The 12,386-nt window shown below is 64.2% G+C and carries 13 protein-coding genes; 9 read left to right on the forward strand and 4 right to left on the reverse strand.

The window, feature by feature from the left end; translation table 11 throughout:
* The first annotated feature begins 69 nt into the window (after positions 1–69).
* From EV688_RS09670 to EV688_RS09680, 3 genes are read left to right on the forward strand one after another with little or no spacing between them, the layout of a single operon-like run.
* Positions 70–2,010: a transglycosylase SLT domain-containing protein gene (locus EV688_RS09670; RefSeq protein ID WP_131917616.1), complete on the forward strand. Its 1,941-nt coding sequence runs from the start codon at positions 70–72 to the stop codon at positions 2,008–2,010.
* A 3-nt stretch (positions 2,011–2,013) separates the two neighbouring features.
* Entirely contained in the window at positions 2,014–2,691 is a 678-nt protein-coding gene (locus tag EV688_RS09675; protein ID WP_205686625.1) for a TIGR04283 family arsenosugar biosynthesis glycosyltransferase, read from the forward strand.
* Positions 2,681–3,388, forward strand: a complete 708-nt coding sequence (locus EV688_RS09680; RefSeq protein ID WP_117317680.1) for a TIGR04282 family arsenosugar biosynthesis glycosyltransferase — start codon at positions 2,681–2,683, stop codon at positions 3,386–3,388. Before EV688_RS09675 ends, EV688_RS09680 begins: the two co-directional genes overlap by 11 nt.
* Positions 3,389–3,420: 32 nt before the next feature.
* Here the strand turns inward: EV688_RS09680 and EV688_RS09685 are convergent, their stop codons facing one another.
* Entirely contained in the window at positions 3,421–3,780 is a 360-nt protein-coding gene (locus EV688_RS09685) for a translation initiation factor Sui1 (RefSeq protein ID WP_117317682.1), read from the reverse strand.
* An 86-nt stretch (positions 3,781–3,866) separates the two neighbouring features.
* On the opposite strand from EV688_RS09685, the gene EV688_RS09690 reads away from it, so the two are divergent.
* The 3 genes from EV688_RS09690 (at position 3,867) to EV688_RS09700 (ending at position 6,604) form a co-directional block, all read left to right on the forward strand.
* The gene (locus EV688_RS09690) at positions 3,867–4,103 is read left to right on the forward strand and encodes a SlyX family protein (RefSeq protein ID WP_117317684.1); all 237 of its coding nucleotides are present in this window, start codon (positions 3,867–3,869) and stop codon (positions 4,101–4,103) included.
* An 88-nt stretch (positions 4,104–4,191) separates the two neighbouring features.
* Entirely contained in the window at positions 4,192–5,427 is a 1,236-nt protein-coding gene (locus EV688_RS09695) for an acyl-CoA dehydrogenase family protein (protein ID WP_117317685.1), read from the forward strand.
* A 10-nt stretch (positions 5,428–5,437) separates the two neighbouring features.
* Positions 5,438–6,604 (forward strand): acyl-CoA dehydrogenase family protein, encoded by a 1,167-nt coding sequence (locus tag EV688_RS09700; protein ID WP_117317687.1) that lies wholly within the window; start codon positions 5,438–5,440, stop codon positions 6,602–6,604.
* On the opposite strand, the gene EV688_RS09705 is transcribed toward EV688_RS09700, so the two are convergent.
* The 3 genes from EV688_RS09705 to EV688_RS09715 form a co-directional block, all read right to left on the reverse strand.
* Positions 6,575–7,726 (reverse strand): epoxide hydrolase family protein, encoded by a 1,152-nt coding sequence (locus EV688_RS09705; RefSeq protein ID WP_117317689.1) that lies wholly within the window; start codon positions 7,724–7,726, stop codon positions 6,575–6,577. The genes EV688_RS09700 and EV688_RS09705 overlap by 30 nt on opposite strands.
* 11 nt (positions 7,727–7,737) lie before the next feature.
* Positions 7,738–9,147: an SDR family NAD(P)-dependent oxidoreductase gene (locus EV688_RS09710; RefSeq protein ID WP_117317691.1), complete on the reverse strand. Its 1,410-nt coding sequence runs from the start codon at positions 9,145–9,147 to the stop codon at positions 7,738–7,740.
* Positions 9,148–9,210: 63 nt separating this feature from the next.
* Entirely contained in the window at positions 9,211–9,534 is a 324-nt protein-coding gene (locus tag EV688_RS09715) for a hypothetical protein (protein WP_117317693.1), read from the reverse strand.
* 161 nt (positions 9,535–9,695) lie between these two features.
* Between EV688_RS09715 and EV688_RS09720 the strand changes: the two genes are divergently transcribed.
* Genes EV688_RS09720 through EV688_RS09730 form a run of 3 tightly spaced genes read left to right on the forward strand, consistent with a single transcriptional unit; the run spans position 9,696 to position 12,292 of the window.
* Complete coding sequence (locus EV688_RS09720) at positions 9,696–10,772, forward strand: alpha/beta hydrolase (protein WP_117317880.1); 1,077 nt, start codon at positions 9,696–9,698, stop codon at positions 10,770–10,772.
* Positions 10,769–11,557, forward strand: coding sequence for a lysophospholipid acyltransferase family protein (locus EV688_RS09725; protein WP_117317695.1), 789 nt, complete (start codon positions 10,769–10,771; stop codon positions 11,555–11,557). Before EV688_RS09720 ends, EV688_RS09725 begins: the two co-directional genes overlap by 4 nt.
* A 12-nt stretch (positions 11,558–11,569) precedes the next feature.
* Positions 11,570–12,292 (forward strand): dienelactone hydrolase family protein, encoded by a 723-nt coding sequence (locus EV688_RS09730; protein WP_117317696.1) that lies wholly within the window; start codon positions 11,570–11,572, stop codon positions 12,290–12,292.
* Positions 12,293–12,386 lie beyond the last annotated feature (94 nt).

A 12,386-nucleotide genomic window follows, 5' to 3' on the forward strand; every position in this document is an offset into this window, starting at 1 on the left:
ACCCGGCGCCCGTAGGCACTCGGGCGCCGCGGTGCTAGACTGCCTGCCAAGCCTCTACAGGAGTCTGCGTTGTTGTCTCTAAGGGCGATACCTCTCATCGCGCTGCTTGCCGCTGTCGGCACCCTCTGCCCCACTGCGTTTTCACAGCCCTTGCAGGACAGTGCCCTGTCGGATTACCGCGCCAGCTATGGCGAGGCCCGGCAGGCCATTGACCGTGGTCGCTGGACAGACTACGAGCGGTTGCGCAGTCGTCTCGATGACTACCCGCTGGCGCTGTACCTCGATTATTTTCGTCTGCGCTCGGGGTCCTCCCGGGTAACGGTGCAGGACGCCCGGCAATTCATGGACCGCAGCCGGGATTCGCCGCTTGCGAACCGTTTTCTTGCGGCCTATCTGTCGCGGGCGGGACGTGAGCGCCGGTGGCAGGACTACCTTGCCGTAATGCCCGAAAGTCCCAATGACATTGAGCTGCAGTGTTACTATTTCCGCGCCCAGCTGGCCACCGGCAACGCGCTGCGGGCCTGGCAGGGAGCGACCGAACTCTGGGTGCATGGGCAATCGCGGCCAAAAGAGTGCGATCCGCTGTTCAAGGCATGGATGGACGCGGGTGGCCTGACAGACAGGCATGTCTGGAACCGGCTCAAGCTCGCTTTTGAAGCGCGCCAGGGCGGTCTGATGACCTATGTGGGCAAGCAGGCAACCGCATCCCTGACTCCCTGGGTAGAGCGGGCGGAATCGGTATACCGTCGTCCCGATACCGTGCTCACGGTGACTGCCGGCCTGCCGGACAGCGCTTATCGTGACGATATCATCCATCTCGGTATCCGGCGTCTTGCGGCCTATAGTCCGGAAAAGGCATTGACGCTCTGGCAGAAGGCTCCGTTGGCGGACGATGCCGGCGGCGAAGAGCGCGTCAAAACGCAAAAGCGAATCGCGTTTCGCAGTCTGCTGGACAGGATCGAGATTGCGGAGCCCTGGCTGGAGGAGAACCTGCCTCGATGGGAGGATGACCAACTGACGGAAATGCGGCTGCGCTGGCTGCTGGCCGAGCAGCGTTGGGATGAAATGCTGCAGACCCTGCCCGCACTCAGCGCAGAGGCGCTGGATTCCAGCCTGTGGCTCTACTGGCGCGGCAGGGCACTGCGTGAGACGGGCGATGAGACTGGCGCGCAGGCCTGCTTTGTCGCCGCGGCGCAGCAACGAAACTACTACGGCTTTCTTGCCGCCGATACCCTGGGCGTCGACTATGAACTCAGCAATCAGGCACCGGAGCGGACATCCGATGAGGACAGAACCTTCCTGCGACTGCCCGGGGTGCGGCGGGTCAACGAGCTGCAGGCGCTCAGTGAGCCCTGGCTGGCACACGCGGAGTGGCGCTACGCGCTTGCCCGGGAAGGCAGTGCAGACCAGGTACGCCTGGCGCAGTGGGCGGCGGATGAAGGCTGGCACCATCTGGCAATTGATGCGGCCAACATGGCGTCGGCGAACGATGCTCTCAGTCTGCGATTTCCCGAGGCCTATCCCGAGGTGTTTGCGGCACAGGCCGCGACCGTTGGCGTGAGCACCACCGAAATCATGTCGATAGCGCGGCGTGAAAGCGCGTTCTTTCCGATGGCACGCTCCACCGCGGACGCCCGCGGCCTGATGCAGCTCCTGCCGCAGACGGGCCGGCAGGTGTCGCGAAAGATCGGCGCACCCCCGAGCACGTCGCTGTATGACGTGGATCACAATGTTCGGCTCGGCAGCGCCTACTACCGCGAACTGCTTGACCGCTTTGACGACAATCGTCCCCTCGCACTTGCCGCCTACAATGCCGGCCCCGGGCGCGCGCGAACGTGGCGCAATAGCGGTGACGACCGGGTGCCCGTGGATATCTGGATCGAAACGCTGCCCTATCGGGAGACGCGCGACTACGTGAAGGCGGTGCTTGCCTACAACGTGGTGTTCGGTTACCTGCGCGGCGAGATGCCGGACCTGCTCCGCCCCGCGGAGCGCATGATGCTGTACTGAGACATGATCCCCGCATTTTCCTTCATCATCCCCATGCGTAACGAGGCAGGGGTCATCGGACCTCTACTTGCCGATCTGAAAAGCCGCTTCGCAGGCTGCGAGCTGATCGTGGTCGACGGCGAAAGCTCAGACCATAGTATCGAAGAAGCCCTGGGTGTCGCGGATGTGGTATTGCTCGGCGCCCCGGGTAGAGCCGCGCAGATGAATCTCGGCGCTGCCTGTGCAAGGGGCAGCTATCTGTTTTTCCTCCACGCAGATACCCGGCCCTGTTTTTCCCTGCCACAGCTGCAGCAGGCGATGTCGCGTTCGCCGGGCTGGGGGTTCTGTCGCGTCCGGCTGAGTGGCCCACACCGCGGTCTGCGCCTTGTAGAGCGTGGCATGAACCTTCGCTCACGATGGACCCGGGTTGCCACCGGTGATCAGCTGCTGTTTGTTTCCCGGGAGCTGTTTCAGAGAGTGCAGGGCTTCGCGTCGCTGCCGCTGATGGAGGACGTTGACATCTGCAAGCGCCTGCGCCGCGTTGCCGGACCTCTCATACTGGACGCCGTGGTGTGTACCTCGAGCCGGCGCTGGGAAGAAAACGGTATCCTGCGCACGGTGCTGACCATGTGGTGGCTGCGTTTCCTCTACGTCTGCGGCGTACCGCCAATGACGCTCTGGCGTATTTACTATGACCGCTGAGCGGCTGCAGAAAGATGCGTGTCTGTACATTCAGTTCGCCCGCGCGCCGCAGGCAGGCAGCGTAAAGACGCGCATGCACCCTGCTCTGGATCCGCAGGAGGCCTGTGCACTGCACTGTGAATTGCTCGTTTATACGGCGACCCAGCTGGCGCGTTTGTCGACGGGCGCCCGCGAGCTGTGGGTGACCGGGGATGTCGCGCATCCGTGGCTGTCACGCTTGGCGTCGCATTACGGCATGGGGCTGCATTTGCAGCGCGGAGCAGATCTCGGTGAGCGCATGCTGAATGCGCTGCAGGACGGCCTTTGCCGGTTTAGAAAAGTGATGCTGGTCGGCAGTGACTGTCCGGGACTCGATACCGGCTATCTTCGTGCGGCGGCCCGATCACTGGATGATCACGACATGGTCTGGGGGCCCGCCACGGATGGCGGTTATGTCCTGGTGGGCGCCACCCGCGTCAACCCTGCCTGTTTCGACGGCATCGGCTGGGGCAGCAGTGACGTCATGGCGCAGACGCTTGCCCGGGCGCGCCACTGTGGGGTATCCCATACACTCCTGCCGCTGCGCGAGGATATTGATCGTCCCGAGGACCTGCCACTCTGGCGGGCGACGCAACAGCGGGAGACCGGGCGGCCCGATCACGAGGGAAGTGACAGCCTGCTCGCGCAGGGTCGGCGACTTTGCGCCTGCAGTCGCTGAGGCGCCCCGGGGATGCCTGCCGGACGATCGATTCAGCCCCCGGCAATCCTGACCTGGTAGCCCTCGTCAGACAGCAGGGTTTTCAGCAGTTCGCGCTGGTCGCCCTGTATTTCCACCGCGCCGTCTTTCACGGCGCCGCCGACGCCACAGCGCTGCTTGAGTTTTTTTGCCAGCGCCTTGAGTTCCTGCCCATCGAGGGGCAGTCCCCGAATGATGGTGACGGCCTTGCCGCCGCGTCCCTTGCTCTCCCGGTGCAGGCGCACAATCCCGTCTGACGGCGGGCGGCCAGTGCCGCTGGCGCGACAGCGGCACTGGCGTACGGCTTCCCGGCAGCCGGGGCAGAGTCTGCCGACATCGGTGGAATAAACGGGGCGACTGCTGTTGCGTGGCATTCCTGCAATCCTCTTCTGTCCGCATCGGCTTGCGCAGGGTGCCAAGGCGTGTACGCTGCGGTGGCCAACGTCAGGGTGTGGGAAACATGAGCACAGAGAATTTTACGCGAGCTGAGCTTGAACGTCTGCAGACCGAGCAGGCCTACCAGTCGGAGACTGTGCGCGCACTGAACGACGCACTGGCGGCACAGCAGATGCAGCTGATCGAGCTGCGCCACCATGTGCGACTCCTGGAGGCCAGGCTGCGTGAAGTTCTGGCAGGCTCCGAGCCGGACGGTGACGCCGGGGAAAACTCAGCGGAGCCGCCGCCCCCGCATTACTGAGCGCGCCCTCCGTATTGCGGGCCGGCCGCGAATACACCACACTTCGGTTCGGTATTGAGCGATCAAGCAGTTTTATTGAGGGTGACTCATGAGTGACAGCGGAAAACGAGACAGCGCGGAGCAGGCGGAATTTCGCAGCTACTGCCGCGATTGGCTGGCTGACCATCATCCCGGTGAACCCACGGTGCGCCTGCCGCAGTCGCCCCTGGAAATCATGACCCGGGATCAGCTTGACTACCTCCAGGCCTGGCAGAAAGCCGCCTACGATGCCGGGCTGGTCGGCTGCGACTACCCCGTGGAGGTTGGCGGCGGCGGTCGCAAGGACTGCCAGCGCGTGGCCAACGAGGAGATGCAGGCGGCGCGCACGCCCTTCTTTCCCAACGTGATCGGCCTGGGCATGGCCGCGCCCACCGTTCTTCACCACGCCCGGGATGACGTAAAGCGAGAGCTGCTGCCGAGGCTGTTCTCGGGCGAGGACATCTGGTGCCAGGGCTTCAGCGAGCCCGGCGCGGGCTCTGACCTGGCCTCGGTGCAGACCTTTGCGGAGCCGAAGGGCGACAGGTGGGTAATCAATGGCCACAAGGTATGGACGTCCCTGGCGCACTTTGCCGAATGGATGATCATCCTGCTGCGTACCGACAAGTCCCACAAGTACGAGGGGCTGTCCTATTTCGTGGTGCCCATTCGCGCAGCCCTCGGCAAGGGCGTCAGCGTGCGGCCCCTGATCAAGATGACCGGTGAGACCGGTTTCAACGAGGTGATCTTCGACGGGCTGGAGGTTGATGATCGCTACCGGCTGGACGAACTCGGCAAGGGCTGGCAGGTGGCCATGACGACACTGTTGCACGAGCGGGGCGCCGGTGAGCTGCAGGCGCCGCGGGCTGGCGGGCTCAAATCCCGGGAGTCGCACTCGGCGACGGCGCGGAGCCTGCTGGAACTCGCCCGCAAGACGCCGCGGGGCGCCGGTACGGCGGCGGATGACCCTGTGCTGCGCGATCGCATGATGCAGCAGGTGATCCGGGAGGAGGCCCTCAAGGAGAACCAGCGGCGCGCGCGGGTGCCGGCCCTTCTGGATCACCCCATGCGTCTGCCGCTGCAGAACAAGCTGCTTGCCAGCGAACTCGGGCAGGATACGGCGCGGGTCGCGCTCGAGGTGGCTGGTGCCGCTGCCACGCTGTACATGGCAGACGAGCACGCGCCGGACAGGGGGCAGTGGCCGCTGGCGTACATGAATTCCTTCGGCATGACGATCGCCGCCGGCACCAGCGAGGTGCAGCGCAATATCCTTGGCGAGCGTGTGCTGGGCCTGGCAAAGTCAAAATAGGGCAAAGATCATGAGTCAACCGAACAATTACGGCTTTGGTGAAGAAGCCGCGTTGCTGAAATCCTCGGCGGCAAAGTTCTTTGCCCAGCATCTGCCGGTCGACAGGCTGCATGCACGGGTTGCCGGATCGCACGATCCGTATCGGTGTCCCGAGGCGCCCTGGCCGCAGGAACTGTGGCAGCCGATGGTGGACCTCGGCTGGACATCGCTCGCCGTGCCGGAAAGCGCCGGCGGCCTGGGCATGCCCTGCGTTGCCGTGGCGGGGCTCGTGGAAGAGCTCGGCAGGGCGGCCTTCCCCTGTCCTCTCCTCGGTACGCTGGCCGCCAGCTATATCCTCGCCGAGTGCGGCGATGCCGGGCACACAGCGCAGCAGGAGATCGTCGAAGGCTGTGCCGTCGCCCTGGCGCTGACCGACAAAACCGGTTCCTGGGATATCGCCAGCAGCGGCGTCACGTACGACGGTGAGGTGCTCAGCGGCGGCGCGCATTTTATCCAGGATGTGCGCAAGGCGACGCGGCTTCTGGTCAGTGCCAGCGGCGCGCAGGGTCTGCAGCTGTTCTGGGTGTCGGTGGACGCAGACGGGGTCGGCGTGGAACCGGATGCCATCGTCGATCTGACCCGGGATCAGGGACGCGTTACGTTCAACGGCGTTGCCGCCAGCCGGCTGGGTGATGCCGGCGCCGCCGCGCTGGACAGGGCCATGCCGGCGCTTTGGGTGCTGCTTGCAGCGGATATGGCGGGTGCCGCGGAATGGTTGCTGCAGACCAGCGTCGAGTACGCCAGGTCCCGCCAGCAGTTTGATCATCCCCTCGGCTTCTTCCAGGCGGTGAAGCATCCCCTGGTGGATGTGATGATCCATGTTGATGCGACCCGGTCACTGCTCTATAGCGCTGCCTGCGCCATCGATCATGAACCCGGCCGGGCACGCCAGCTGGCACACATGGCGCAGGCCTCTGCCTGTGACACCGCGGCGTTTTCGGCGGGCCGCGCCGTGCAGACCCACGGAGGCATCGGCTTTACCTGGGAGTGCTACGTACACCTGTACTTCAAGCGCCAGAAGCACAGCGAGGTTCTGTGGGGAGACGCCACCTGGCATCGCGCACGTCTGGCCGACATCCTGCTGGGCGACCCCGCGGCCGCAGGCGGGTCAGCGCAGGGCGCGGAAGCAGCGGCGTAATTCCTCGACAAACAGCTGCGGCTGCTCGAAGGCGGCGAAATGGCCGCCTCTTGGCAGCTCGTTCCAGTGAATGAGGTTGAGGAAGCGTTTCTCCGCCCAGCGGCGGCTGGTGCGCAGGATTTCACCCGGGAACAGCGAGCAGCCAACCGGAAGCTCGACGGGATCGAACGCCGTATGGTGAAAGCTCTCCCAGTACAGTCGCGCCGAACTGCCCGCGGTGTTGTTCAGCCAGTAGAGCATGACGTTATCGAGCATCTCATCACGACTCAGGGCATTTTCGGGATGGCGCACGCCGTCGCGCTCGCAATCCGTCCACGCCTGGAATTTCTCGACAATCCAGCTCATCTGACCCACCGGTGAATCGGCAAGGCCGTAGGCGAGGCTCTGCGGGCGCGTTGACTGCTGGCGCGCGTAGCCGGAGCCCCAGCGCTGGTAATGCTCAAGCGCCGCCAATGCAGTTCGCTCCGCGTCAGTCAGCGCATCCATGTTGTTCGCGTCGGGTGCGGCCACCGGCATGTTGACATGCACGCCGGCAAGGCCAGCGGGTCTGGCCGTGGCCATGGCCAGCGTGACCAGGCTGCCCCAGTCGCCGCCCTGGGCGACATAGCGCTCATAGCCCAGCCGCTGCATGAGCGTTCCCCACAGGGCGGCGATCTTCTCGACGGACGTCCCGGTGCCTGTGGGCTTGCCGGAAAACCCGTAGCCGGGCAGGGAGGGGATGACGAGATGGAAGGCATCCGCGGTATCACCGCCGTGGGCCGCGGGGTCCGCCAGTGGCTCGATCACCTTGTGAAATTCGATGACCGATCCCGGCCAGCCGTGCGTGATCAGCAGGGGGAGGGCGTCCGGATTAGGGCTCATCCGGTGAATGAAGTGAATCGAGAGGCCATCGATGTCGGTCGTGAACTGCTGCCAGCCGTTCAGTCGTGCCTCACAGCGCCGCCAGTCATAGCTTTTTGCCCAGTGGGCGGAAAGCGCCTTCGCATAGGACAGGGGCGTTCCCTGGTCCCAGCCCTCGCAGGTTTCTGCATCCGGCCAGCGCGTCCGGGACAGCCGATACTGCAGGTCGTCCAGCTGCGCCTGTGGGATGTCGATACGAAAAGGGTAAACAGCCTGCTGCATGAGTCCTTGTCCTACCCCGCCGCGTTTTCGAGCCTGAAGTCCTCCAGGAAGGCGCGCAGCTTTTCGCGTTCTTCCGGCGTTTCACGGGTATTGTCCCGCAGGTGTGTGGTTCTCGGTTCGCGGTCGAGAAACAGTTTTCCACTCACGGCGCCGGCCTCGGTGGCGGCAGCCAGCCAGACAATGGTGTCGGCACCTTCGTCGGGGCTGCGCAGAATGCGACGGGTCAGGCGGTGAAAGCCGGGCAGCGCCGACTCCACGCCTGGGGTGTCTGCCCAGCCCGGGTGCATGGCGTTGACCACAATGTTGTCGTCCGCCCAGTCCTCGGCCCACTGCTCGGTCACGACCATGAGGGCGCGCTTGGCCCGCGCATAGGCGACGCTGCCTGAATAGTTCTTTTCCCGCGCGATGAGCTTGTGCACTTCCAGCGGCTGGCTGTACATGCCGCCGGAGACGACGTTCACAATGCGGCCCCCGCCGGAGGCGGCGAGCAGTGGCTGCAGGCCGCGACTCAGGCGATAGGGGCTCAACAAGAGAAGGGCAAAGCTGGCTTCCAGCCCCTCGGAGGTTTCGCGTCTCGGGTTGAACAGGGCGCCTGCATTGTTGACGAGTACATCGATCGGTCGTCCCGCTGTCACCAGCCTGTCAACGAGCTGGTCGACCTCGTGCATCAGGGACAGGTCGGCGATTTCCGCGGCGATGCTGTGGTTTCCTGTCTCAAAGATCAGGGACTCGACGGTTGCGGCAGCTTTCTCGGGGTTGCGAACCACAAGGGTGAGTTGGGCCCCTCGCTCCGCAAGCTGGCGCGCGGCAGCCAGGCCGATTCCCGAATTGGCGCCGGTGATCACCATGTGCTGGTCGCGCAGGTCGGCAGACACCGGATTCCAGTGCTTGCGGCCGCGGCGATACCCCCAGCGGCTGAACATCGCGAGCCCGGGCAGCACCAGGTTGTCGGCGCGACGGCTGCTATCGGAAGTGGTGGGCGCTGGAAAATCATCCTCGAGCGCACGCTGCATACCCTGCAGGGAATTCCTGCCCATACGCTGCATTCCGGGCACCAGGGCGCTCTCTGCCATCCGCATCGCGCCCTTGGGCGTGATTTCCGCCACGTAATCGATGTGCGTACCCGATCCCGAGTCATCAAAGGTGATGCGATCGACGATATCAAACAGGGATGCCGATCCGTGCAGCTCGATGTAGTGATCGGGCTCGAGCGCCGCTACCGTGTAGCGAATGGCCACAGAGCCGAGGGGCAGCCGGCAATGCACAACGAATTCGGTGCCCTTGTCCACCGCGCCCGGGGTGGTTTTCTCTGCCCTGATGGCGGTGGCGTCCCACTCGGTTGTCGTGCGGAAATCCGAGATGTAGCGGAAGGCTTCGCTTCGCGTCCGTTCAACGGTGATGGTTTCGTGCAGCGTAATCATGCAAAACTCCTGTGCCTCGGCGATATACGGCAACCGAACAGGCGCAGTTCACCGAAGCGTCGATCAGTCGTCACTCCAGACGTGCCTTAGCGGTTCGCCAAAATCGTCGTAAATGACTTTGCGGCGCTGGCGTTTGCGCGTCGGTGCCGGTGCCTTGCGGGGTGGCCTGCGTCGGGCCTCAAGGGCAGCGATGACTTCCGGGATCTGCGTTCGCTCGGCGCGGGGTTCGACAAACAGCTCTCGCGTCGTCGCCCGGAAAGGCGCGCCAGTCTCTCGGCCGCTCACGCCCTGGTCTACGCTGCTGATCGCGCCGCCCTGGTTCAGGTACTGCTCCATTTCCTGTGCCAGTTGCGCGCGCAGCTCGGCCTTGGTCAACAGCTTCTTCATTGGCGTGCCGGGGGGCTCCTGGGATGAGGCGCTCTCTGCTCGGTAACCCGTCAGTTTACGCTATCTGACCGCCAATGCATCCGCGCATTTTTCATGTTGCGCATTTTTCAAGTTCAACGGAGTCTGGTTTAATGCGGCTCACGTTTCACCGGAGCATCTGCATGATCTGGGTCATCTTGATTATCGTCGCGCTGGTTTGGTTCAGCGTCAGCTACCTTCGCGGAGAAAACCTGCGTTATCTCGACCGGCCGCCGCAGCCGTCCCCCGACACCCGGCCGAGTGACGCCCATCACGCCGTGGTGGAGCAGCTGCGGGGGTTCGCCCGCGTCGGCGAAGGTGAGTCCGGTTTCGGACGGATCAAGGCGATTCGCGAATTAATGGATTCCATTCCTGCCGGTAAAAGCTATGCCAGCACGTTCACCCGGGTCCAGCGCGACGGCATCAGCGGCGAGTGGGTGCAGTCGCCCGGCGTGGATACGCGTCGCCGGGTGCTTTATATCCACGGTGGGGCCTGGTTTGCGGGGAGTCCCCTGAGTCATCGGCCGGTAACGGACAAGCTGTCGCAGACGCTGAACGCCGCAGTGTTTGCCCTCGACTACCGTCTGCTCCCGGAATACCGTCGCATAGACGGGATTGTCGATTCCCGGGAAGGTTATCGCTGGATTCTGCACAATGGCCCCGAGGATGCCGAGCCGCCGGATTTCCTGCTGGTTGCGGGGGATTCCGCGGGGGGCAGTCTTACCCTCGACGTGATTGCCTGGGCGCGGGACTCCGGTCTGCGCATGCCCGATGCCGCCGTCGCGCTCTCGCCCTCGACCGATACCACCATGACCTCGCCGAGCCTTCGCGACAATATCGAGACCGATCCGATGCTCGGCCCGGCGTTTGCGAAACTGGTCAAGGTGCCGACGCCGGTCCTCTGGTGGTATTACTGGTTCAGCTGGCGGATCCCGCCGAGAGACCCGCGGGTGTCACCGCTTCGGGGTAATCTTGAGAAGCTTCCCCCGGTGCTGATAATCGCAAGCGAGGCGGAGATGCTGATTGATGATGCCCGTCGCTACGCTGCGAAAGCGCAGGCGGCGGGATCTCCCGTACAGCTGCAGACCTGGCCTCACATGGTGCATGTCTGGCCGATGTTCACCCCTGAGCTGCCCGAAGCGGAGGAGGCCTATGCCAACATCGCGGAGTTTGTTGCTGCCCTGGAAATGCCGAAGCAGGTGCAGGCCGGGTCTGCATGAATGCACTCCGTTCGCTGCTGGTTTTTGCCTGGCTCGTCCTGACGCTTGTCCCGCTGGGCGCGGGGCTTCTCATCTGCTCTCCCTTCGTGTCGTCGGACAGGCTATGGTGGTGGTTCGCCGTGCCCTGGCTTCGAGGCGTCATCGGCGCGGCCCGGCGGATCGGCGGGGTTCGTTATCGCATCAGTGGCTGGGAAAACCTGCCGGGGCCCAGCGACATGCAGCGCGTGATTCTGTGCCCGAAGCATCAGTCGACCTGGGAAACGTTTTTTTTCCCGAGCATCACGCCACACCCGTTGGCCTATGTCTTCAAGCGCGAACTCCTGCGTATCCCCGTCTTCGGCTGGGCGCTGGGTCGCCTCGAGATGATTCCGATTGACCGCAGCCAGCGCTCCGCCGCGTGGACGCGCGTTGCCACGCTGGGTGCGAAGCTCATGGATCGCGGCAAATGGGTCATCATGTTTCCTGAGGGCACCCGCGCCGCACGCGGTGAAAAGGGGACCTACAAGTCGGGCGCCAGTCGGCTCGCAGTGGCGACCGGCGCGAGTATTATTCCGGTCGCGTTGACGTCGGGCCGCTGCTGGCCGCGGCGCTCTTTCTGGCTGGTGCCTGGCACGATCGATGTATCGATCGGTCCGTCCATCGATGCGGCGGGCCGCCGGCCCGGGCCCGTGATGGATGAGGTTGAAGCCTGGATCGAGGCGGAGATGCGGCGCCTCGACCCCGAGGCATACATCGCGGCAAGGCCGGGACAGGACCGCGTCACTGACACGTCAGCAAGCCAATAAGGGGAGTTTTCCATGGCGCTTGAAGAGCGATTTATCGAGTATGACTGTGACGGCTCTCTGCTGGAGGGCTATCTGGTGTTTGACGCCAGTGCCTCCCAACCGTTACCCGCGGTGGCTGTTGCCCACGCCTGGGGCGGTCGGGGAGAGTTCGAGATGGCCAAGGCGAGGGATCTTGCGGCAAGGGGCTATGTGGGCTTTGCTCTCGACATGTACGGCAAGGGTGTAAGGGGAAGCTCCACGGAGGAGAACCAGGCCTTGATGATGCCGTTCATGGAGAATCGGGAGCGGGTGGCGCGTCGCATGCACCGCGCGATTGATGTTTTACGAGAGCAGGCAGAGGTCGATGCGCAGAAGGTCGCCGCGATGGGCTTCTGCTTTGGCGGCTTGTGTGTCCTGGACCTGGCGCGCAGCGGCAGCGATGTGCGTGGTGTGATCTCTTTCCACGGGCTGTTTACCCCGCCGGGGACTGCCGGCGACAAGCCCGCGCCCATCACCGCAAAAGTGCTTTGCCTGCACGGCTACGACGATCCGATGGTTGATCCCGGGAGTGTTCTCGATCTGGGTCATGAGCTGACCGCGGCGGGGGCGGACTGGCAGGTGCACGCCTACGGCAACACCATGCACGCCTTTACGGTTCCCGAGGCCAACGACCCCGACTTCGGGGCGGTGTACAGCGAGTCGGCGAACCGGCGTTCCCATCGCTCACTGTACAATTTCCTTGAGGAGCTGTTTTAGCCGTTCCCAGCGGTTCGGGGTCGGCGCCGCATCGGCGGATACCTGCGCGCTACGGTTCAACAGGGCGTTGAGCCAGGCCACGGTTCGCAGCCCT

This window comes from Chromatocurvus halotolerans, from assembly GCF_004340525.1.
GTDB classification, from domain to species: Bacteria; Pseudomonadota; Gammaproteobacteria; order Pseudomonadales; family Halieaceae; genus Chromatocurvus; species Chromatocurvus halotolerans.

Coding starts and splice junctions, on each gene's coding strand:
- EV688_RS09675 (WP_205686625.1), top strand. CDS start 2,014: ATGATCCCCGCATTTTCCTTCATCATCCCCATGCGTAACGAGGCAGGG.
- EV688_RS09680 (WP_117317680.1), top strand. CDS start 2,681: ATGACCGCTGAGCGGCTGCAGAAAGATGCGTGTCTGTACATTCAGTTC.
- EV688_RS09685 (WP_117317682.1), bottom strand. CDS start 3,780: ATGCCACGCAACAGCAGTCGCCCCGTTTATTCCACCGATGTCGGCAGA.
- EV688_RS09690 (WP_117317684.1), top strand. CDS start 3,867: ATGAGCACAGAGAATTTTACGCGAGCTGAGCTTGAACGTCTGCAGACC.
- EV688_RS09695 (WP_117317685.1), top strand. CDS start 4,192: ATGAGTGACAGCGGAAAACGAGACAGCGCGGAGCAGGCGGAATTTCGC.
- EV688_RS09700 (WP_117317687.1), top strand. CDS start 5,438: ATGAGTCAACCGAACAATTACGGCTTTGGTGAAGAAGCCGCGTTGCTG.
- EV688_RS09705 (WP_117317689.1), bottom strand. CDS start 7,726: ATGCAGCAGGCTGTTTACCCTTTTCGTATCGACATCCCACAGGCGCAG.
- EV688_RS09710 (WP_117317691.1), bottom strand. CDS start 9,147: ATGATTACGCTGCACGAAACCATCACCGTTGAACGGACGCGAAGCGAA.
- EV688_RS09715 (WP_117317693.1), bottom strand. CDS start 9,534: ATGAAGAAGCTGTTGACCAAGGCCGAGCTGCGCGCGCAACTGGCACAG.
- EV688_RS09720 (WP_117317880.1), top strand. CDS start 9,696: ATGATCTGGGTCATCTTGATTATCGTCGCGCTGGTTTGGTTCAGCGTC.
- EV688_RS09725 (WP_117317695.1), top strand. CDS start 10,769: ATGAATGCACTCCGTTCGCTGCTGGTTTTTGCCTGGCTCGTCCTGACG.
- EV688_RS09730 (WP_117317696.1), top strand. CDS start 11,570: ATGGCGCTTGAAGAGCGATTTATCGAGTATGACTGTGACGGCTCTCTG.